This is a genomic window from Clostridium sp. UBA2485 (assembly GCF_002341865.1).
Classification (GTDB): Bacteria; Bacillota; Clostridia; order Clostridiales; family Clostridiaceae; genus Clostridium_J.
Genome location: NZ_DDOV01000016.1, coordinates 1 through 22495 on the forward strand (window position 1 = coordinate 1; position 22495 = coordinate 22495).

The following is a 22495-nucleotide window of genomic DNA, read 5'->3' on the forward strand; positions in this document are numbered from 1 at the left end:
TAAAGAATTATAGTTAAAACTCCACGTCAACGCCTTTAGAGTTTTTTTAGAATAGATTTTATTTTAAGAAACTCACTAAAAGTGAATTTCTCTGTAAACTCTTCATTCTTAACAGTTAATCCTTAATTTTCAAGAGTTTAAACTATTTTGTAGAAAACTTATTTTCAGGTATATTTTAAGTTTTTATATTGAATACCATAAGTAACCCCTAATGGTTATAAGTTTATTTTACTCTATTTTCCTCATATAATCTAGAATTTTGAAATAATGTATAGGATTTATTTGATTTATGAAAACAAAGCTTAAAATAATGGAGAATTAACAATTATAATTGAAATTAATTTCTTAAATATATTTTTATAAAAGACTTTAACTTTCTAAAATAGCCTTTATGCTAATTTAGCATAAAGGCTATTTTCATTATTATTGATTATCATTATTTTGATCTAAAGTATCTTCTTGATTATTATTCTCTGTATTTTCATTATTGTTATTATTTGTAGCTTCATTATTTGTGGTATTATCTTGATTTGAATTATTTTGTGTTTCAGGATACATAAATCCATAACCTGGTTCTACTTTCAATAATTCTTCTTTAAAGTACTCTTCATATATGGCTCTTACTACTGGTCCTGCATATCCTCCATGCCCTCCATCAAATATAATAACACAGGTTACTATTTCTGGATCATCGAAAGGTGCAAAACCTAAAAATACGGCATAAGAAGTTCTTCCTAATGCCTCCTCTTGATTTTGATTAAAAGTAGAAGAACCTGTTTTACCACCGTGTTTTAATGGATAATTTGTAAATGCAGTAGCACCTGTACCTTCTGTTGCGCTAACAACATCCCCCATCCCTTGCTTTATAGCTTCTAAATACTCTGGATTAATGTCAAATTTATCTAACAGTTGAGGTTTAATTACAGTCTCTTCTCCTGTTACTGGATCAATAATTTTATCCACAAGCTGCATTTCATATCTATATCCACCATTAACTAAAGTAGCCATATAGTTTGTTAATTGTAGAGGAGTAAATTGGTTCATTCCCTGTCCTATGGAAGCATCATAAGCATTAGCAGCAGATTTTTTATTAGATATAGCATCTGCTATGGCATAATTAATTGCTATTGCCATATTCTTAATATCTTTATCGGTATATTTCTTTTCTTTAAATTCTGGAACAGACTCAATTAAATCTTTAAGAAGTTTTTCCATTTTAGGAACTATTTCTTCTTCTTTTCCTTTAACATCTTTTTTCATCTCTTCTTTAATAGCATCAATCAATATAGTTTTCTTCTCATTGATTTTAGCTATTTCACTTTTTTCTTTATCACTACCAACTTCATTTTTTCTTCTTATATCAATAGGTTTATAATGTGCTGTAGTGTTTATAGAATCTATACCTTTATTTAAATAATCAGCTATTTGCTCTACATATTCGTTAGCAAACTTATTTTTGCTTGATTCATAGTTATAAACTTGACCAAAATTTTCTGGTATTTCTATACCAGTTTTAGGCTCTTTATTAGAATTAGGCTCTACCCCTAGTCCAAATTTCCATGCATATTTCGCTATATAATCAAGTCCACTTGATTTCTCTCCGCCTTTTGCAAACAATCTATCTGCTACATCATAGAAGAAATAGTTACAAGATACTTTAAGAGCCTCTCTAATATCTATACTACCATGAGAACCTCCATTTTGGTTAGATATCCAACATGCTCCCTTATAATCTGAGTATCTTTTGTTGTATTCTCCAGCATCATTAATTGTAGTAGATAAATCTATAACGCCTTCTTCAAGTCCAGCTAATCCTGTTAATGGTTTAAATACAGACCCTGGTGGAATTAAAGATAATGTAGCATAGTTATATAATGGTTTAGGAAATATATCATAGCTGTCTTGTCTAGACTTTGTATTATTTTCTGTTGTAGTATCTAACGGAAACATTCTATTAAGTAATTTATCTACCTTTTGTTCGTAAGAAAGACTAGACAATTCATTCTCATCTAATATCCCTGATATAGAGGTAAGTCCTCTTTTTTCAATATATTCTTTTCCCATCTTTTCTAAATCAGAATTAAAATATTTTGATGAAAGTTCTGGCGTAAGTGTAAATATATTAGGGTCATATCCTGGCCTACTTGCTAATGCAAGTATTTTACCAGTCTTAGCTTCCATAACTATGGCTGCTCCTCTTGTAGCATTAGTAGAATCAACATCATTTCTCCTACCTTGTTTTTGAAGGTCAGCCATAGTATCATCCAATGCTCTTTCCGCAACTTTTTGTATATTTTTATCAATATTAAGCTGTAAAGTCTTTCCTGGATAAGCTTCAACTTCTCCAAGAGTTTTGACTTTTCTTCCCTGCTTATTTACTTCTATACTCTCTTGACCTTTAGTTCCTTTTAGGATACTTTCAAAGCTAAACTCTAAACCTACTTTTCCTACTTTATCGGCACTTACATCATATCCCTTTTCTTCAAATTTTTCTTTTTCCCAAGAGTCTATTTTTGCAGTATATCCTAAAAAAGCTGAACCTAGTTCACCATTAGGATAATTTCTAATAGGTTGAGTTTCTACCATTATACCTGGCAAGTCTGGCTGAAGTTGTTCAAAGATAAACGCAGCTTCTTTATCTAAACTGTTAGATATAATCACAGGTTTATATCCTGAATAACTTTGTATCTTAATGCTATCTAACACAATAATGTATCTTCTCTTATCAGTTAAGCTATAATTTTTCTTGTCAATATCAATCTCATAATTTTTCTTAAATTGTTCTTTATATTCATTAAAGAGCTTATTGAAAGCTTCTTCTGCAGTAATCTTTAATAATTCTTCATCTACTTTCTGTAATTCCGCCTTAGAAAGATCACTTTCGCTTTTTCCCTTATAAAGTTTATTGATTATATCCTCTTGAAATCCTCTATCTTTTTTAAATCTAAGCTCCATCCATTGTTTACTTGCTTCATCAACAGCATTAAATTTAAATTCAAATTTCGGCTCAACAGTTATGGGAAATTCATCTACTATAGAAATCTTATTTTCATCTAAAATTTTAAACACCTTTTCCATAGTATCAAAAAAAACTTCTTTACTCTCAGGAGTTTCTGTAAACATCAATGCGTAACTTTGTTTGCTTGTTGCTAATACTTCTCCCTTTCTATCAATGATATCACCTCTTGGTGCTACCTTAGAAACATTTTTATAGTGCTTTTTACTTGCTTCTTCCCTATATTCTTCTACCATAACTACTTGAAGAAATAGGAGTCTTACTATTAAAATTGTAAATATCACAGCCATAGTAATAAAAAACACCGTATATCTTGAAAATTTTTTTTCTTTTTTATTGTTTTTTACCATAATATCACTATCCTAAAATCTCCAATCTTTCTTCATAAATTTTGTTTCAGAAAGTTTGTAAACATATCTATATAAAATTATAGATAAAATCATATTATATATGCTTACATATAGTGCTGTTTGTATATTAACTTTTATCTTTAATAAATAAAACAAGCTAAACATCATAACTCCTTTTAAAATACTAAGAAAAAAAGTTGAAATTATTGGAACAAAGGATTTTTCTTTAAATATGCTTTTACCAATTTGTGCTGCAATATAGCAAGTAAGCATATTAGTAAGCATATTAATTCCTAATCCATTAAATAAATAAATATCTTGTAGTGCACCAGCAAATATACCTAAAATAATTGCCTCTACTGGACCATTTATTATTGAGTAGGAAATTATAAAAACAAATAAAATGCTAGGATAAATAGATTTAATAGCAATAAATGTACTTAATGTATTATCCAACATAGTAAGTCCAATACATATAAAAAATAGTGTTATTACTTTCTTCATTTTAATCACCTAATAGTTATATTTAACTTCTATAATATCATCTGGTACTACTATTAATACTTGTTCCAAAGTATTAAAATCTACAGTTGGCTTTATTATTGCACTTTTCATTACAGCAGCTTTATCTTCCTTTACCTCTAACACAGTGCCTATTTTTATTCCTTTAGGATAAACTAATCCTAATCCTGAAGTTAAAATAGTATCTCCTTCTTTTATCTTAGAGCTAATTGAAAGCCCTGTAATTTCTGCAAGAAATTTTTCGTCATTTCCTCTGTATCCTTTTACAATCCCATCACTTTCTTTAGTTGATAATACATGTGCTGCAACAGCTATATTTTCATTACATAAAGACTGTACTATCGACCAATTGCTTCCTACAGAAGTGACTTGTCCTACTAACCCTTCTGCTGTAATTGCTACCATGCCTTTTTTAATTCCATCTTTGCTACCTCTATTTATAGTAAATCCATCTAAAAAGTTTTCTCCACTTAATCCTTTAATATCAGCACCTATATATTTATACTCATTTTTAGAATTAGTGAAATTCAACATATTTCTTAATCTTTCATTTTCACTAGTGAGAATTTCATTTTCCGTTGACATTTGAGATAGTTTAATATTTTCCTCTTTTAACTTCTCATTTTCTTCTTTTATATTATTTATATTAGTAATAAAACTAAAGGAGTTTTTTATTTTATTTCCTATATTATAAACTACACTTTGGATACTATTTAAGGTGTATCCAACACCATTTTCCACGAAAGACATTTTTTCTCTTTGAACACTATATCCAATAAGAAACAAAAAGCATACTGACAGTAGTATAACTATTACTGCCAGTTTATTCTTGAACTTTTTCAAAATTATCCTCTTTTTTCCATTATATCTATATTATCTAGCGCTTTTCCAGCTCCTATAGCCACACAATCTAATGGAATGTCAGCTACATTTACTGGCATATGAGTTTCGTGGTAAATTAATGCGTCTATTCCTCTTAACAATGCGCCTCCACCAGTTAACATTATGCCTTTGTCCATAATATCTGCTGCAAGCTCCGGTGGTGTTTTTTCAAGTGTAGTTTTTATTGAGTCAATTATAGAGTATACAGGTTCTTTTAATGCTTCTCTAACTTCACTTTCATTGATTTCTGTCACTTTTGGCAATCCAGAAATTAAATCTCTTCCTTTAATCTCCATAGTTCTTTCTTCTTCACCTAAATCGAAGGCAGAACCTAATTCTATTTTTATTGCTTCAGCTGTACGTTCACCTATCATTAAACTATACTGTTTTTTTATGTAAGCTATTATTGCCTTATCTAACTCATCACCAGCAACTCTTAGAGATTTACTAGTTACTATTCCGCCAAGAGAAATAATAGCTACTTCTGTAGTTCCTCCACCAATATCTACAATCATACTACCTGTTGGTTCATCAACTGGAAGTCCAGCACCTATAGCTGCCGCCATTGGTTCTTCTAAAAGACAAGCAAATCTAGCACCTGCACTTTTTGTTGCTTCTTCTATAGCTCTTTTTTCTACTTCAGTTACTCCTGAAGGAAAAGAAACTACTATTCTCGGGCTTTTAAATCCATTTTTTGCCCCCGCTTTTTCAATAAAGCTTCTTAGCATTTTTTCAGTAACGTCAAAGTCAGCAATAACTCCATCTCGCATTGGTCTTATAGCCACAATGTTACCTGGAGTTCTTCCGATCATTTGTTTAGCTTCATTTCCTACAGCTAAAACCCTGTTCGTCTTTTTATTTATAGCCACAACTGATGGCTCTCTTAACACTATTCCTTTTCCTTTTACATAAACTAATGTATTAGCAGTCCCTAAATCTATTCCCATATCTCTTGATTTAGCAAAAAATCCCATATACTTTTTTCTCCTTTCGTTTCTATAAAAATGCTCTTTCTTTTAAGCTAACATAAATACCATTCCCAATTATAATATGGTCTAAAACCTCTATGCCTAGTATCTTTCCACATTCTTTAAGTCTATTTGTAATACTGATATCTTCTTTACTTGGAGTAGGATCTCCTGATGGATGATTGTGACAAATAATTATTGAAGCGCTACTATTTTTTATAGCTTCTAAAAATACTTCCCTAGGATGAACAATAGAACTATTTAAGCTACCAACAGATATATGTTTTACAGATATAACTACATTTTTGCTATTAAGCATTATTAACTTGAGATATTCTTTTTTTAAATATCTCATATCTTCCATGACATATTCTGCTGCTGATTTAGCACTGGTTATTCTATATTCATCACCAGACTTAAAGGTTTTAAAACGCTTTGAAATTTCTGATAGCGCTATAAGTTGTGCTGCCTTAGCTTCCCCTATACCACACAAACTTAAAAAGTCTTGAGTATCACAACTAAGGAGTCCATTTAATCCATTACAGTCTGATATTATTCTATTGCATAAACTTAAAACATCTTCTTTCTGACTTCCTGTGCGCAAAATAATTGCTAAAAGTTCTGCATTAGATAGTGCATATGCACCGTATCTAAAAAGTCTCTCACGAGGTCTTTCATTTTTAGGTAAATCTGTAAGTTTAAAGTTGTTCAAATATAACACTTCCTTTTAAAGATTTACCCCCATCTCCATAAGTAAAGTATTTAACCTATTTAAAGGTAAGCCTACCACATTATAATAACAGCCATTAATGCCTTCTACAAATGTTGCTGCTCTACCTTGTATACCATAAGCCCCTGCTTTGTCTAGAGAGTCTCCAGTTTTTACATATTTCTCTATAGCTTCATTACTTAGTTTTGAAAATTTAACTTCTGTACAAACAGCATCAAATTTCATATTATTAGTTTTTGTATCTAAAACTATTATACCGGAGTATACTTTATGAGTTTTGTTACTAAGCATTTTAAGCATGATAATAGCATCCTCTTCATTTTTTGGTTTTCCCAATACCTTGCCATCACTATACACTATAGTGTCACAAGCAATTACAAGAGAATGTTCATTTAGCTTTTTAAGTATATTAAAAGCCTTTCCTTTTGCTAAGTTAATAACATACTCTTCGCAATTATTATCAAAGCTTATAGTGCTTTCATCAAAGTCACTAACAATCACTTCAAAATTCTCTATAATTCTAGTTAAAAGTTCTTTTCTTCTTTCTGAAGCTGATGCCAGTATAATCTTCATAATTGTTCACTCCTAATATTTTCTAAATAATATTATTGCCAATATTACACAAATAATAGACATTAAATTAATATTAAAATAGATACCAAAAGTTATCCCTATTACCTTTAAGTCTAACAAAAAAGGATCACTTAGTCCAATGGAATAAGATCTTCCTAATATATCTAAAAACCTAACGCTTTTAGATAACACTTCCCCAATAAAACTACCAGAAATGGCTGCCAGTAGTATAACAAAAATGTATTCTCTGGTTTTCCTTTCTGAATTTTTCAATTTATATCCCCCATTTATTTCTTTATCTTATATAGTGTATCATTTAATAAAATGATTAACAAGTCTATAATATAGTTTTTAGAAAAATTTTCTGTTCCTTAATTTGGATTTTAAGGTATCAAATAGGACGGATTAAAAATGACTAAAAGTCATGTTTTGTCAATTCATAATTCACAATGGGCAGTTCGCAGTTATGGAAACTTCTCCCTATATAAGAGAAGTTTAAAATTAATTTGTTTTTTGAATCCATAGGGTCATTTCTTATAAAAGACTGACAATGAAGTTCCTAGTAAAAAATATATTAAAAAAATTAATTTTAACCATAATTGCAATTCTCTATTATTTAAGTTGTAAATTAAAATACTCAAAAAAATAGCTATATTAAACTATATATTAGTTTTTCTATTTTTACATTTACAAATATAAAAATAGAACAGGCTATACCTGTTCTACCATTTAACTAGTTATTTTTAAATTTTATTAGTTTATTATATATATATATATTCATCTCTTCTGATTTTTTCTTGTCCACTTCCTCTGGAAGAGAAGCTATATAACTTTTTATTTCTTTAACATCATTATATGAACGAGTATCCTCCTTTAAATTTTCTAAAGAAGACACCCACTTTTTTAATTCAGTAGTTTTTATAGATTTAACTTGTGCATCTGATGTTTTATTTATTACCTTTAATTCAGCCTCTACAATTTTACTTAGTTCAACTATAGATAAATCCTCATAAGGCAAAGTTATTACTATTTTAGCATTTGGAATCTTATTTCCATTTAATTTTTCTATAACTTTATCACAATCATTTCCAGTATATATACCTTGATACACTTTATAAGTATTATCTTGTTCTACAACGAAAGGGCTACCAAAAGAGTTTAACTGACTTTTTAATTTATCAGCATTTTCTTTTACTTTAAATACACCACATTGAACTAGTATAAAGTCACTACTTTTAATATTTTTCTCTGCACCTTTAGTTTCTTCATTTTTCTTTTCTTTTTTTGTTTCTGTAATCTCTTTATTACCTTTTTTTAAATCATCCTTAGAAGAGAACTTATTAAAGAGCATAATAGTTAATAACAATGCGATTAACATTATAATTAAAAGATAAAGTAAATTATTATTTTTTTTCTTAGGTTTTATATTATATCTTGTGTATTTCATTTTATTACCCTCCTATAACCTATAAATACTTGTCCTTAATTTATATTCATAGTTTATGGGGATTATGATAAAAAACCGACATCACTGTCGGTTTAAATTCTAAAAGATTCTTCTTGCACCTACATATCTAGTGGAATAATACTCTTCTCCTAAATCGCTTATTATTACTCTTCCAGTTCCTGAAGCTGCATGTATAAATTGGCCATTACCCATATATATTCCTACATGAGATACAGAGTATCCATCAGTATTAAAAAATACTAAATCTCCTGGTTCTAAAACTGACCTTGAAACGCCCTTACCATATCTTATCTGTGAACCAGTATAATGTGGTAAGTCTATACCATAATTACTAAAAACATACTTTGTAAATCCTGAACAATCAAAAACTTCTGGTCCAGTTGCTGCCCAAACATATGGACTTCCAAGCTTAGTAGAAGCTAAATCTACTATATCATAAGCAACCTCTGGTGTAGATTCACTCCCGCCTCTGGATAGCCTCTTGCTTTCTAATGTTCTATTTGGAACTTTTATTGTTTTATCTGTTGATAAATTAGCTGAACGTAATATTATTTCATTTTTCTTTTTAGGTGTTTCAGTAGCTTGTACACTTTTGCAATTTATTAAAGTAATTGCAAATATAAACAACATTAAATTCAATAACAACCCACAGGCTTTCTTCATATTTAACATAAACTTTCCCCCTAAAGACTAATAGCTATATACATTAATAACCTTAAAATAAATGCCTCTAAATCAATATATAACGTTATCATATAATGTTCTAAGGTTAATTACTGTATAATATATATTATATTTAGTAAATTTTAACTTAAAGACATTATAAATTATCAAACTATATCTAGTCAACTTTTTTATTAAGACAAATATTCCTAAATAAGTATATATTTCAAAATAATGTTGTTATATTTTAATCTATAAAAGCATATATTTATAGATTTACTCCTTTCAAATTTAATCTATATATCTATATATCTATATAATTATGTTATTGATTATTTGAATTTCCACCTTATATAGCACGAATTGGCTATTGACAATGGAGAATTATTGATACTTCTCTTTTATAAGAGAAGTTTTAAGTTTATTTCTTTTTAAAGTGACAGGGTCACTTTTATTAAAAAATCTATTTGAAGAAACTAATTTATAAAATTAATTTCCATCATAATTGTCTATTTTCAATTCTCAATTGATTAAAGTTGTAAATTGAAATACTCAAGGATGCAGTTACACTTTTAAATATGTAAAAAAATAATGAGTAGCATAATGCTACTCATTATTTTAACTATACATGAGAGTTAATCTTACTATTCTTCTCACAAAATTTCTTGCTCTCATATATGGAACTCCTTTAGACTCTAAGAATCTAAATATACCTGGATTATTTCTTTCTATTCTATTAACTATTCTATCAATTTTCAAATAATTATATCCAGGATATCCTTGTGCTGTTTTTAGATTATTATCTAAAAAATCTAAATTTTCATTTACATTTCCTCTTAAATCTTCTTCTTCATCAAAAACTTTAAATTCGTTATCTTCTTCATCCATAATCCATGGCATAGGTGTTATAAATCCTATAGGATTACTTCTTTGCATTGGCATAATTCCCATCATACAATACATAGCAGCAAATTCTTCCATCTCTTTAGACATGCTCGTATTATTCATAGGCTCTATAGGAACAAACTCATATTCCTGAACTCCATCCCCATCAAGATTTCTTTCATTATTTGAATACATTATGATACCCCCATATTTATATTAGAGATCAAAAAATAAATAACTAGTAAATAGATCACTCTATTTTGTGAATGGTACCTCAACAAAATTTCCTGATGTCAAGACTATTAAGGACGCTTCCCCACATATTTGATATAAAACATTCATTCTATGTTCCTTCACTAGTTATTACATTTCAGACTCCTTACATTAAAATCTATGTGCAATCCTATAAATTAATTCAACATTTTTCTTAATGCAACCATCCTATTATTCACAACTCTCCAATCAATGTTATTCATAAAAACTTCAATATATTTCTTTCTATCAATTCCAAAATCAATCATATATGCATGCTCGTAAACATCTAAAACAAGTAATGGATAAGCATTCCATATAGGTCCACAATCATGACTGTCCAGTCCATATACATGAAGTTTTTTATCTATAGGCTCATATGCAAGCACTACCCAACCCCTAACTGCTAAACCTGCGTTTTTAAACAATTTTTCAAAAAAATCATAACTACCAAAACTTTCGATTATTGCCTCATAAACACATGATGATATACCCTTTACTTCTCCATTCATGTTTTCAAAATAAAGCTCATGAAGCTTAACTCCATCTAATGCAAAACTCTGAGCTACTAAAAGACTTCTATAGGGGCTGAAAGTAGCATTTGTTCCTTCAAAATCCCTTTGCTCTCTTATACCACTCCATATTTTGTTAACATTCGTTACATATCCTTCGTACAATTTATAATGTTGTTCTAATTGATTTAGGCTTATTCCTTTAATACTTTTAAAATTAAAAGTTTTAGGACTTAATTTCTCCTCCATTATACACTCTCCTAAATTATTACTTTATGCATCAACAAATAAACAATCAATCATTAATTAATATTATTTAATTTTGCATATGACTAATCACTCTATTTTAGACGCTTTAATACATTATATTTAATTTGTTCCTTTAAAATACATGAAATTTACTTCTATTAGGATTATGTTGTAATTTTGAAGTTTTTTATTAGTGAAGAGAAAGAAGTTATTATATTATTTTTATATATAATTAAAGCTAATATACTTTAATTGTATATTAGCTTTAAAGAATATCTATAATATCCCCTGCATTATTTTTTAATTTATCTATGGAGTGAATATATCTATTTGTAGTTGCTAAATTTTTATGTCCTGCAAATTCCCTTACTTTTTCTATAGTTGCACCTTCTGTTATAGCTAGTGTTATAGCAGTATGTCTCGTAGAGTGAACTTTTAAATCTTTATTTATATTTGCATTTTTACAAATTTGCTTAATTATATAATTTAAGCTGCTAGGATCTAATTTTTCCTTTTTTAAACTATTTTTAGAATGACCTAAGAACAGATATTCATTCCAATTTTTTTTAAAATCTCTATTACTCTCTTCAACATATTGTCTTATTAGATTTAATACCCCTTTTTGAATTTTTATTATATCTTTAATATTACCTTTTCTAGTTATGTTAATAACATCATAACCTCCATAGGTAGTTACATCTTTTAGTTTTATGTTTATAATTTCTGATTTTCTTAAGGCTGTAGTCAATGCTAATGACATTATAGCTTTATTCCTAATTCCTATTATATTAGTAGTATCTATACTTTGAAGCAAAATTTTACATTCTTCCTTTGTTAAAAATTCTGTGTCCTTATTGTTTATGACTGGCTTTTCTTCTTTTAAATTGCCAAAAGGATTATATTTTATAAGTTCACTTCTTGTACTATTATCTTGAAATTTTAATAACCATTTATAAAGTGCACTTAATGATGAAATTTTTCTATTTATAGTAGCAGAAGAAAATTTCTTAGAACTTAATTCTAAAATATAATTTTGAGCATCAAATATAGTCACTGCTCTAATGTGATTAATTGTTATATCTTCAACATATTCTACTTTAAAAAAATCTTTAATATCTCTCTCGTAACTTTTAGCAGTATATTTGCTTTTATTGGCTTTTAAATCTAAAAAATATCTTATAAAATTTTTATCATTAAATAAATTAGTTATTCTCTGCTCATTTTTAATAATAATATCGTTATTCATATCTATCACCTAATGTCTATAACTTAATAAAAACTGCTAACAAACGTCAGCAGCTTTTATTATGTTAATTATTCGAAGCTTTCTATTAAGTCACAAATGCTTCCTAGCGCCTTTTCTTTATCACTACCTTTAGCCGAAACAGTAATCTTATAATCTTTATTTATACCTAAAGATAGTATTCCTATCAAGCTTTTGGCGTTAGCGCTTTTTCCATTGTGCTCAATATTTATATTTGATTTGAAAGATGAAGCTACTCTAACTAACAGTGTAGCTGGTCTTGCATGTAACCCTTGTGGGTTTTTTACAATAACATCCTTTGATATCACTAGCATCACCTCTATAGTTTATTTAAAACTACCCTATGCTATTTACAAATTTTTCAATTCTATCTAATCCATTTTTAATGTTATCCATAGATGTTGCATAAGATAATCTTATAAAGTTATCAACTCCAAAAGCTATTCCTGGTACAACTGCAACTTTTTCTTTCTCTAATAATAAATCGGAGAAAGTTAAGGAATCTTTAATTATTTTTCCATCAAATTCCTTACCTAAAATTTTGCTTATGTTAACCATAACATAGAAAGCTCCTTCTGGTTTAACACAAGATAAGTTGTTTATTGAGTTAATTCTATCAACCATAAAATCTCTTCTTGCTTTAAATTGTTTTTTCATGTTTTCAACTTCACTTTGATCTCCATTTAAAGCTTCTACTGAAGCATATTGAGATATTGAACAAGGATTTGAAGTTGTATGACTTTGAATATTAGACATAAGCTTAGTTATCTCTTCGCTAGTTGCAGCGTATCCTATTCTCCAACCNNCGTCATAGCATATGCTTTAGAAACTCCGTTAATAACTATTGTTCTATTATACGCGTCTTCTGAGATACTTGCAATTGAAATATGTCCTTCTACTCCATATAATAATTTTTCATATATTTCATCTGATATTATTAATATATCTTTTTCCTTGGCAAACTCAGCAAGTTTTACTAATTCTTCTTTAGTATAAACAGTTCCTGTTGGATTATTAGGACTATTTAATATAAACGCTTTTGTTCTATTTGTTGTAGCTTTTTCTAATGCTTCAACTGTTAATTTGAAAGCGTTTTCTTCTTTAGTGTCTACGAATACAGCTTTACCGTCAGCTAATTGAATAAGTTCGGGATAACTTACCCAGTACGGTGCTCCTACTAATACTTCATCTCCAGGATTTAGTATTGCTTGTAATGCGTTCGCTAAACATTGTTTAGCTCCAGTTGAAATTACTATTTGAGAAGGTTTGTAAATTAAATTATTATCTACTTTAAATTTGTTTACTATAGCATCTTTAAGCTCTGTTATTCCTGAAGCAGCTGTATATCTTGTTAATCCCTCTTGCATAGCTTTTATGCCAGCCTCTTGAATGTTTTTTGGAGTATTAAAATCTGGCTCTCCTGCACCAAAGCCTATTACATCTATGCCATCTGCTTTCATTTTTTTAGCTTTAGCTGTTATTGCTAAAGTTAATGATGGAGAAATTTGCATAGCTTTATTTGATAATTTCATAGTTACTACCCCCAAAATTTTCATAATTTTATAAATTATTTGCATACTCCCCTTCATATTTCAATAAAATGAAGGATATACGTCATATCATCTATAATATATCATTTATTATACTCAGTGTAAATAATTTTATAAGGCATATTTTGACTATTTATCAAAATAAAGATTATATTTTAAAATTAAATTTATATATAAATATATTTTACAAAAATAATAAAAGAATTTTAACATGAAATTTAAAATATTATGTAAATTAGTTTTTAATCTAAAGTTATTATATAGGGATGTACTACTTGAAAAGCTAATGTATATTCAAATTTAGTTACGCCCTTAAATATTTCAATTCACAACTTAAAACAATTCACAATTCACGTTGAAATTAGTTTTAATCAAACTAATTTCTTTAATGGATTTTTTACTAGTAATACACTTGATGTTCTTTATAAGAAGTGACCACATCACTTCAAAAACAAATCAATTCTAAATTTCTCGGCTTCTGCTGAGAAATATCGATAATTGTGAATTTAATAGTTTTAATTATAACACTAAAAATCACCAATTATTTTCACATATATGTTAATCTTAGAAATAGTATATATAATATGGTTCAAACAAAAAAGACATGGCTTTATAATTCATGTCTTTCTTTTATGTAAATTAATTAGTTTTATCTAGGCTGAACAATTAATCTTATTGCTGTTCTTTCTTCTCCTTCAATCTCTATATCTGTAAATGCTGGAATACAAACTAAATCTACTCCACTTGGTGCTACAAACCCTCTAGCTATTGCTACTGATTTTATAGCTTGGTTAAGAGCTCCTGCACCGATAGCTTGAATTTCAGCCACACCTTTTTCTCTTAAAACACCTGCTAATGCTCCTGCTACTGAATTTGGACTTGATTTTGCTGAAACTTTTAATACCTCCATGATTAACCTCCTATAAGTAAACATTCTATTGTGATAATATATAATTCTACAATAATCAAAAAAATCCTCTTAAATTTTGAATAAAATTAAAATTTCCAAAATTTAAGAAGATTATTTTTTTCATTTTTATTTTAAATTTCTACTTTTTACTATTTTGCATACTCAATAGCACGGGTTTCTCTGATTACATTAACTTTAATTTGACCTGGATATTCAAGTTCACTCTCTATTTTCTTAACAATATCCCTAGCCACTTCAATAGCTCCTGCATCATCAATTTCTTCTGGTTTAATCATAATTCTAATTTCTCTTCCAGCCTGAATGGCATATGACTTTTCAACGCCTTCATAAGAATTTGCAATTTCTTCAAGTTTTTCTAATCTCTTAATATAAGCTTCCAATGTTTCTCTTCTCGCACCTGGCCTTGCAGCAGAAATAGCATCAGCTGCTTGAACTAATACTGCTTCTAAAGATTGAGATTCTACATCACCATGATGAGCTGCTATAGCATTTACAACTATTGGTGATTCATGATATTTCTTAGCAAGTTCTGCACCTATTAATGCATGTGGTCCTTCAACTTCATGGTCTACAGCTTTACCAATGTCATGTAACAATCCGCATCTTTTTGCCAATGTCGGATCCATGCCAAGTTCTGATGCCATAAGTCCTGCTAAATAAGCAACCTCAACGGAATGCTTTAATACATTTTGACCATAACTTGTTCTGTACTTCAGTCTTCCTAATAATTTTAATATTTCAATATGTAGACCGTGTACACCTGTTTCAAAGGTAGCTTGTTCTCCTTCTTCCTTAATATCATTATCAACATCTTTCTTAGCTTTTTCTACCATTTCTTCAATTCTTGCTGGATGTATCCTTCCATCTACTATAAGCTTCTCTAAAGCTATTCTTGCAACTTCTCTTCTTATTGGATCAAATCCTGAAAGAATTACCGCTTCTGGAGTATCATCAATAATTAAATCTACTCCTGTAAGGGTTTCAAGAGCTCTAATATTTCTACCCTCTCTACCTATTATTCTTCCTTTCATCTCATCATTTGGAAGAGAAACCACGTGCACAGTAGACTCTGCAACATGATCTGCAGCACATCTTTGAATAGCATATGTTATGATTTCTCTAGCTTTTTTATCAGCCTCTTCTTTAGCTTTTTGTTCAACTTCTTTAATCATAACTGCTGCTTCATGCTTAACTTCTTTTCTTACTTCGTCTAGTAAAATCTGCTTTGCCTCATCAGATGTAAGACCTGATAATCTCTCTAATTCCTCTCTCTGCTTAGTATACAAATCTTGTATACTTGACTCTAATATTTCAACTTCTTGTTGTTTTTTATTTAGATTTTCCTCTTTTTTCTCTAATACTGCATTCTTTTTATCTAAAGATTCTTCTCTTTGAATAGTTCTTCTTTCAAGTCTCTGAACTTCATTTCTTCTCTCTCTAGATTCTTTTTCAAGATCAGTTCTCAATCTGTGAACTTCCTCTTTAGCCTCAAGTATAGCTTCTTTCTTTTTAGATTCGGCATCTTTTTTAGCTTCTTCTATAATTTTTCTAGCTTCTTCTTCTGACTTTGCAATATTAGCTTGTGATATATTTTTTCTAGTATAAACAACAACAAAAATTCCAATGAAAATAACAATTAATACAATACCTATCCCTAATAACATGTTTATGTTTGTATCCATTGTATGTTAACACCTCCTTTGCTCATTTTAATATCTATTTGGATTGAAAATGAAAGCTAGAAAAGGTGTCATATTTTATTCAATTGGTAGCAATTACATTTATGCTAAACCAGTATTTGTATTTATTTTATATTACTTTCTATATAATGTCAAGTTGCTTGGTATGCTACAAACAGGTAAAATATATACTTTTTTATAATATTAAAATTATATCCAATTATTCATATATATATTCAAAACTATTGAAAGATAAAAGAAAAACGACCAAATAATTACATATTTTTTACTGTACATTTATGGGTATTTCTTCTTTGTTATTGACCAGCTATTTTTGCTATCTTTTAACCTAATTATACAACATTTTAATGCATAGAAAATATTATCTTTTAAAAAATTATATATTCTATTAAATAATTATAATTATTTTGACATACATTAATTTTTAAGCTGATATTATTATAAAATTTTTTTAAAAAACAAAAGTAGCAAGAAACACTTGCTACTTTTTACCATCTTTTTCTTCTACTAAAATTTCTTCTTTATATAAAGGTAAGGTATACTTTTCTCTTATTCTATTTTCTATCTCTAATCTTAATTCAGGATTTTCTTTAAAATAGTTCTTAGCATTTTCTCTACCTTGACCTAATCTTGTATCACCATAAGAGAACCATGCACCACTTTTCTGAACTATTTCCTCTTTAACTGCTATATCTAGAACGTCTCCTTCTCTTGAGATTCCCTCACCATACATGATATCGAATTCTGCTTGTTTAAATGGAGGCGCAACTTTATTTTTAGTTATTTTAACCCTAGTTCTATTTCCTAAAAATTCATCACCTTGTTTAATAGTATCAATTTTTCTTACATCCATTCTAACTGATGCATAGAATTTAAGTGCTCTTCCACCTGGAGTAGTTTCAGGATTTCCAAACATTACTCCAACTTTTTCTCTAAGTTGATTTATAAATATAGTGACACATTTTGATTTATTTATAGATCCTGCTAATTTTCTAAGTGCTTGTGACATAAGTCTAGCTTGAAGTCCAACATGAGAATCTCCCATTTCTCCTTCAATTTCTGCTTTTGGTACAAGAGCTGCAACGGAGTCTACAACTACAACATCTACTGCACCTGAACGAACCAATGCCTCAGTTATTTCAAGTCCTTGTTCTCCAGTGTCAGGTTGAGAAACTATTAAATTATCTATATCAACGCCTAAAGCTTTGGCATATACTGGATCTAATGCGTGCTCTGCATCTATAAAAGCTGCCACACCTCCAGCTTTTTGAGCCTCTGCAACAATATGTAGCGCTACTGTTGTTTTACCTGAAGACTCTGGTCCGAATATCTCTACAATTCTTCCTCTAGGTACTCCGCCTATTCCTAATCCTATATCTAATCCTAGACATCCTGTAGATATTGAATCTAAATTAAGTACACTGTTTTCTCCAAGCTTCATTACTGAACCTTTACCAAATTGTTTTTCTATCTGTCCCATAGCTGCTTCTAAAGCTTTTAACTTTTCACTATTCATACATCTCCCCTTAAGGGTCCACCATCCTTTCACTTACCGAACATTTGTTCTATCTATATTATACAATATATTATTTGATAGGTCAACTAAAAGAATATAGTAAGAAGTTCCTACTCTACAGGCAGGAACTCCTTTTTTATAATTGCCATTTTAAATATTTTTAATCACTTATCCATTTTAATCACATCTACATTTTTATAGAAATAATCTAAACCAGATATTATCGTTATTATAACCGCTAACGCCATTGATATCACTGTTATTATTTTAATAATCCAGCTATTATAGCTTAATGTTACTAATCCTGCTATTATTGCTACTATTTGTATTACAGTTTTAGCCTTTCCCCAGTTGCTAGCTGCAATTACTATACCTTCTGATGCAGCTAATGTTCTAAGGCCAGATACAGCAAATTCTCTTGCAATTATTATCATAGCTACCCATCCTGGTATTACTTGTAACTCAACTAAAGAAACCAGTGCAGAAGTTACTAGTAACTTGTCTGCTAAAGGATCCATAAACTTTCCAAAGGTAGTTACTTGATTTCTGCTTCTAGCTATGTATCCATCAAGCTTATCTGTTAATGATGCTACTACAAAGACTATGGTAGCCAAAATTGTTCCTAAAGAAGTATTTAATGCTATAAACACTAAGAATATAGGAACCAATAATATTCTTATCACTGTAAGTTTATTTGCAAGATTCATATGACACAACTCCTATTTAAACAAAATTTTATAGAATAAATATGAATATCTTTACTGTAGAACAACTCCTATTAAATCATATTCTAATGCCCTTATAATCTCCACGTCAATAAATTGACCTATCTTTATATTATTATCATTTTCAATAAAAACTTCACCATCTATTTCAGGAGCCATTTCATAACTTCTTCCAATATACATTTTATCTTCTTTATTTTCTATCAATACAGTGTATATTTTACCTACCCTATTTTTATTTAACTCCTTAGAAATCAGTTGTTGAAGAGCCATAAGCTCATGATATCTCATTTCCTTTATTTCATCATCAATTTGTTCATCCATATCAGCCGCAGCAGTTCCCTCTTCCTGTGAATAAGTAAATACGCCTAGCTTATCAAATTTGATTTCTTTAATAAAACCTTTAAGCTCTTCAAAGTCTTCTTCTCTTTCTCCCGGAAATCCTACTATAAGCGATGTTCTTAAAACTACGTTAGGAACCTTAGCTCTTAATTTGTTTATATTATCAGTTATAGTTTTATTTCTTCCTTTTCTTCTCATACTTTTTAGTATCTTATCACTTATATGTTGTATAGGTATATCAATATATTTACAAACTTTATCATTGCTTGCTATTTCATCTATTATTTCATCTGTTAACTCTTCAGCATAACAATATAATATACGAATCCATTTGATGCTTTTTATCTGAGATAACTGATTTAATAATGTGTGTAGTTTCTTTTCACCATATATATCTATGCCATAACTTGTAGTATCTTGTGCAACTAAAATTAATTCTTTATAACCATTTATAGCAAGTACTGATGCTTCCTTTAAAATATCTTCTATAGTCCTACTCCTATACTTACCTCTTATATTAGGTATAGCACAATAAGCACATTGGTTATTGCAGCCTTCGGATATCCTTATATAAGCTGTAGTTCCTCCCGTTGTAACTACTCTTTTTCCAATGTTAATATTAGAATCACTATAGCTTGTATAGGCTACTTTTTTATTATTTTTTAATACATCTTCTATACTGTCATTTAATTTATCATAATCATTTACCCCTAATATTATATCAAGCTCAGGTATAAGCTTTAAAAGTTCACTCCCATATCTCTGAGTTAAACATCCTGTAGCTATAAGTACTTTGCAATTATGATTTTCTTTATATTTTGCCATTTCAAGTATAGTATCTATAGATTCCTGCTTAGAGCTCTCAATGAATCCACAAGTGTTTATTATTATAATATCTGCATTATTAGGTTCATTTATAACTTCAAATTTTTCTTTTATATTTCCTATAATAATTTCCGAGTCAATTCTATTTTTATCACAACCTAAGTTTACTACTCCAACTTTCAATTTATCCACTAGTTTTCCTCCTATATTTTTCTTTATAGTATAAGGTTATCACTCTTCATATTCCTCTTTACTTAAAAGAACCTGTCTTGGCTTACTTCCATTCTTTCCAGAAATAATACCTCTTTCCTCCATCTGCTCTATTATTCTCGCTGCTCTATTATATCCTATTTTTAATCTTCTCTGCAATAGAGACGTCGATGCCTGTTCCGTATCTATAACTATTTTTATAGCCTCATTTAAAAGCTCATCACAATCATCACTTTTAGGCCTAGCCCCTTCTTCTATTTCTTCAATAATGTGATCTTCATATTGATGTTCTTCTACTTGATTTTTAATAAATGTTACTACTCTCTCTACTTCCTCCTCAGATACAAATGCTCCCTGTATTCTAACAGGCTTTGCTTCTCCTACAGGATAAAATAGCATGTCTCCTTTACCAAGTAGTTTTTCTGCTCCTGATGAATCAAGTATAGTTCTTGAGTCTATTTGGCTTGATACAGCAAAAGAAATTCTCGAAGGTATATTTGCTTTAATAACTCCAGTAATTACGTCTACAGATGGTCTTTGGGTAGCTATAACTAAATGCATACCTGCTGCTCTAGCCATCTGTGCTAATCTACCTATATAGTCCTCAACATCATTTGGGCAAACCATCATAAGATCTGCAAGCTCATCAATTATAATTACTATCCAAGGTAGCTTTTCTTCAACAATGCCTTTATTTGCCATTTCATTATACCCTTCAATGTTTCTTACGTTATTATCTGCAAATACCTTATATCTTCTGGTCATTTCATTTACTGCCCAACTTAATGCACTAGCTGCTTTTTTAGGATCTGTAACTACAGGAATTAATAAATGTGGTATTCCATTGTAAATATTAAGTTCAACAACTTTAGGATCTATAAGTAATAATTTAACTTCATCCGGAGAATACTTATATAGTAAGCTCATAAGTAAGGTATTTATACACACACTTTTACCTGATCCTGTTGCCCCAGCTACTAGCATATGAGGCATTTTTGTTAAGTCAGAAACAATAGAATGTCCACCTATATCCTTACCTAGACAAAAGGCTAAATTCTTATTAGAACTTATAAATTCTTCAGATTCAATAACTTCTCTTAAATATACTGGTGCTAATTCTCTATTAGGTACCTCTATTCCTACTGCTGCTTTACCTGGAATAGGTGCTTCTATTCTAACTCCTGAGGATGCTAAGTTTAAAGCTATATCATCAGATAAGTTAACAATTTTACTTACTTTCACTCCAGCACTAGGTTGAAGCTCAAATCTAGTTACAGATGGACCTTTTGTAACTTGTATAACCTTTGCCTCTACTCCAAAACTTAAAAGAGTTTCTTGTAACTTACTTGCGCTATTTAATAAATCCTTTTTATCTCCTTTTTTAAGTTGATTATGTTCATTTCTATAAAGTAAATCCACATCAGGAGATTTATATTCAAAGTTTTTATTACTATTTAAATTACTAATATGAATTTCTTCCTCTAATTCACTAGTAAAAGCTTTATCAGTAACAGGAGACTTTTCTTTTTTTTCTTCTCTAACGTTATTTTGTATAGAATCCTTTTCACTTTTACTATTATCATCGATCTCTGTAGATTTTAAGAAATCTATAATTTTTATTTTATGGTTTGTATCAACTTTTGATATAGAATTTTCTTCAATGATGTTTTCTTTTAGCTCTTCATTCACAAGTATCTTTCCATCAGCTTTTAATTTATTTTCTCTTGGGCTATCTTTTTTATTCACAATCTCTGAAATCATATCTTTAATAGTTATGTCTTTAATTAAAGTTATAGAGATTATATATATTGCGATAAAAATTATGTAACTTCCTAATTTTCCAAAAAGCTTATATAATGGAACTGATAAAAAATACCCTATAATTCCGCCATGAAATATACTACTAGAATTATAAATTTTTTCTACTCCTACCATAATATTATCTTTTACATAATAATTAGATAAAACAGTCATTTGTATAAACAATAAGCTATTAATAATAAATAAAACTATTCCATAAAACCTCTTAGTAAAAGCAATATTACCACTTTTAATTATATAACTAGCTCCTATAAATATACAAAAGGCAGGCATTACATATGCACCTAAACCTATTAATCCTACAAATAGTTTATAAATAAATAATCCTATCATACCAGATAATGATGATTGATTGGAAAATATAGTAGAACCTAAACTAAGTAACATTAATATACCTATAGTTATAAGTATAATTCCCGAAACCTCTGAGTGGCCTTTTTCATTAGTGTATCTCTTATCAGCCTTTCCATTATCTTTAGATTTACTTCTTTTTTGAGATTTCTTGCTCTTTTCTTTATCAATGTTATTTTTAGCCACCGTA

The 22495-nt window shown here is 29.1% G+C and carries 19 protein-coding genes and 1 pseudogene; all 20 read right to left on the bottom strand.

Features of this window, described 5'->3' with window-relative positions; genetic code table 11:
* Window positions 1–423: 423 nt before the first annotated feature.
* The 20 genes and pseudogenes from B3603_RS02110 to B3603_RS02205 all read right to left on the bottom strand — a co-directional run bounded on the left by B3603_RS02110 (window position 424) and on the right by B3603_RS02205 (window position 22491).
* The gene (locus B3603_RS02110) at window positions 424–3366 is read right to left on the bottom strand and encodes a penicillin-binding transpeptidase domain-containing protein (protein WP_291560147.1); all 2943 of its coding nucleotides are present in this window, start codon (window positions 3364–3366) and stop codon (window positions 424–426) included.
* 12 nt (window positions 3367–3378) lie between these two features.
* Window positions 3379–3870, bottom strand: coding sequence for a rod shape-determining protein MreD (gene mreD, locus B3603_RS02115; protein WP_039632016.1), 492 nt, complete (start codon window positions 3868–3870; stop codon window positions 3379–3381).
* A gap of 9 nt (window positions 3871–3879) precedes the next feature.
* A complete protein-coding gene (gene mreC, locus B3603_RS02120) occupies window positions 3880–4731 on the bottom strand; it encodes a rod shape-determining protein MreC (RefSeq protein ID WP_291560152.1) in 852 nt (283 codons plus the stop codon).
* Window positions 4732–4733: 2 nt separating this feature from the next.
* A complete protein-coding gene (locus B3603_RS02125; RefSeq protein WP_039632012.1) occupies window positions 4734–5744 on the bottom strand; it encodes a rod shape-determining protein in 1011 nt (336 codons plus the stop codon).
* Between the two features lie 22 nt (window positions 5745–5766).
* A complete protein-coding gene (gene radC, locus B3603_RS02130; RefSeq protein WP_291560156.1) occupies window positions 5767–6450 on the bottom strand; it encodes a RadC family protein in 684 nt (227 codons plus the stop codon).
* Window positions 6451–6465: 15 nt separating this feature from the next.
* Window positions 6466–7041 (bottom strand): Maf-like protein, encoded by a 576-nt coding sequence (locus tag B3603_RS02135; protein WP_396152343.1) that lies wholly within the window; start codon window positions 7039–7041, stop codon window positions 6466–6468.
* Window positions 7042–7053: 12 nt separating this feature from the next.
* Window positions 7054–7314: a DUF4321 domain-containing protein gene (locus B3603_RS02140; RefSeq protein WP_291560160.1), complete on the bottom strand. Its 261-nt coding sequence runs from the start codon at window positions 7312–7314 to the stop codon at window positions 7054–7056.
* A gap of 460 nt (window positions 7315–7774) precedes the next feature.
* Complete coding sequence (locus B3603_RS02145; RefSeq protein WP_291560162.1) at window positions 7775–8488, bottom strand: SPOR domain-containing protein; 714 nt, start codon at window positions 8486–8488, stop codon at window positions 7775–7777.
* Window positions 8489–8587: 99 nt separating this feature from the next.
* Window positions 8588–9181 (bottom strand): C40 family peptidase, encoded by a 594-nt coding sequence (locus B3603_RS02150; protein ID WP_291560164.1) that lies wholly within the window; start codon window positions 9179–9181, stop codon window positions 8588–8590.
* 609 nt (window positions 9182–9790) lie between these two features.
* Window positions 9791–10252 carry a hypothetical protein gene (locus tag B3603_RS02155; protein ID WP_291560166.1) on the bottom strand — a complete coding sequence of 154 codons (462 nt, stop codon included), beginning with the start codon at window positions 10250–10252 and terminating at the stop codon, window positions 9791–9793.
* Between the two features lie 215 nt (window positions 10253–10467).
* Entirely contained in the window at window positions 10468–11070 is a 603-nt protein-coding gene (locus B3603_RS02160; protein WP_291560168.1) for a superoxide dismutase, read from the bottom strand.
* 265 nt (window positions 11071–11335) lie between these two features.
* Window positions 11336–12316 carry a tyrosine-type recombinase/integrase gene (locus B3603_RS02165; RefSeq protein WP_291560171.1) on the bottom strand — a complete coding sequence of 327 codons (981 nt, stop codon included), beginning with the start codon at window positions 12314–12316 and terminating at the stop codon, window positions 11336–11338.
* A gap of 68 nt (window positions 12317–12384) precedes the next feature.
* Entirely contained in the window at window positions 12385–12642 is a 258-nt protein-coding gene (locus tag B3603_RS02170) for an HPr family phosphocarrier protein (RefSeq protein ID WP_291560173.1), read from the bottom strand.
* 28 nt (window positions 12643–12670) lie between these two features.
* Window positions 12671–13866, bottom strand: a pseudogene (locus B3603_RS02175) (pyridoxal phosphate-dependent aminotransferase).
* A gap of 667 nt (window positions 13867–14533) precedes the next feature.
* Window positions 14534–14794 (bottom strand): stage V sporulation protein S, encoded by a 261-nt coding sequence (locus tag B3603_RS02180; RefSeq protein WP_291560176.1) that lies wholly within the window; start codon window positions 14792–14794, stop codon window positions 14534–14536.
* A gap of 149 nt (window positions 14795–14943) precedes the next feature.
* Complete coding sequence (rny, locus tag B3603_RS02185; RefSeq protein ID WP_291560178.1) at window positions 14944–16497, bottom strand: ribonuclease Y; 1554 nt, start codon at window positions 16495–16497, stop codon at window positions 14944–14946.
* Between the two features lie 499 nt (window positions 16498–16996).
* The gene (gene recA, locus B3603_RS02190; protein WP_291560182.1) at window positions 16997–18031 is read right to left on the bottom strand and encodes a recombinase RecA; all 1035 of its coding nucleotides are present in this window, start codon (window positions 18029–18031) and stop codon (window positions 16997–16999) included.
* Between the two features lie 164 nt (window positions 18032–18195).
* The gene (gene pgsA / locus B3603_RS02195) at window positions 18196–18738 is read right to left on the bottom strand and encodes a CDP-diacylglycerol--glycerol-3-phosphate 3-phosphatidyltransferase (protein WP_291560184.1); all 543 of its coding nucleotides are present in this window, start codon (window positions 18736–18738) and stop codon (window positions 18196–18198) included.
* Window positions 18739–18789: 51 nt separating this feature from the next.
* Complete coding sequence (rimO, locus tag B3603_RS02200) at window positions 18790–20115, bottom strand: 30S ribosomal protein S12 methylthiotransferase RimO (RefSeq protein WP_291560188.1); 1326 nt, start codon at window positions 20113–20115, stop codon at window positions 18790–18792.
* 39 nt (window positions 20116–20154) lie between these two features.
* Window positions 20155–22491 carry an FtsK/SpoIIIE family DNA translocase gene (locus B3603_RS02205; RefSeq protein WP_312577116.1) on the bottom strand — a complete coding sequence of 779 codons (2337 nt, stop codon included), beginning with the start codon at window positions 22489–22491 and terminating at the stop codon, window positions 20155–20157.
* Window positions 22492–22495 lie beyond the last annotated feature (4 nt).

Coding starts and splice junctions, on each gene's coding strand:
- B3603_RS02165 (WP_291560171.1), bottom strand. CDS start 12,316: ATGAATAACGATATTATTATTAAAAATGAGCAGAGAATAACTAATTTA.
- B3603_RS02180 (WP_291560176.1), bottom strand. CDS start 14,794: ATGGAGGTATTAAAAGTTTCAGCAAAATCAAGTCCAAATTCAGTAGCA.
- pgsA (WP_291560184.1), bottom strand. CDS start 18,738: ATGAATCTTGCAAATAAACTTACAGTGATAAGAATATTATTGGTTCCT.
- mreD (WP_039632016.1), bottom strand. CDS start 3,870: ATGAAGAAAGTAATAACACTATTTTTTATATGTATTGGACTTACTATG.
- B3603_RS02150 (WP_291560164.1), bottom strand. CDS start 9,181: ATGTTAAATATGAAGAAAGCCTGTGGGTTGTTATTGAATTTAATGTTG.
- B3603_RS02155 (WP_291560166.1), bottom strand. CDS start 10,252: ATGTATTCAAATAATGAAAGAAATCTTGATGGGGATGGAGTTCAGGAA.
- B3603_RS02125 (WP_039632012.1), bottom strand. CDS start 5,744: ATGGGATTTTTTGCTAAATCAAGAGATATGGGAATAGATTTAGGGACT.
- B3603_RS02145 (WP_291560162.1), bottom strand. CDS start 8,488: ATGAAATACACAAGATATAATATAAAACCTAAGAAAAAAAATAATAAT.
- B3603_RS02110 (WP_291560147.1), bottom strand. CDS start 3,366: ATGGTAAAAAACAATAAAAAAGAAAAAAAATTTTCAAGATATACGGTG.
- rny (WP_291560178.1), bottom strand. CDS start 16,497: ATGGATACAAACATAAACATGTTATTAGGGATAGGTATTGTATTAATT.
- B3603_RS02135 (WP_396152343.1), bottom strand. CDS start 7,041: ATGAAGATTATACTGGCATCAGCTTCAGAAAGAAGAAAAGAACTTTTA.
- recA (WP_291560182.1), bottom strand. CDS start 18,031: ATGAATAGTGAAAAGTTAAAAGCTTTAGAAGCAGCTATGGGACAGATA.
- B3603_RS02160 (WP_291560168.1), bottom strand. CDS start 11,070: ATGGAGGAGAAATTAAGTCCTAAAACTTTTAATTTTAAAAGTATTAAA.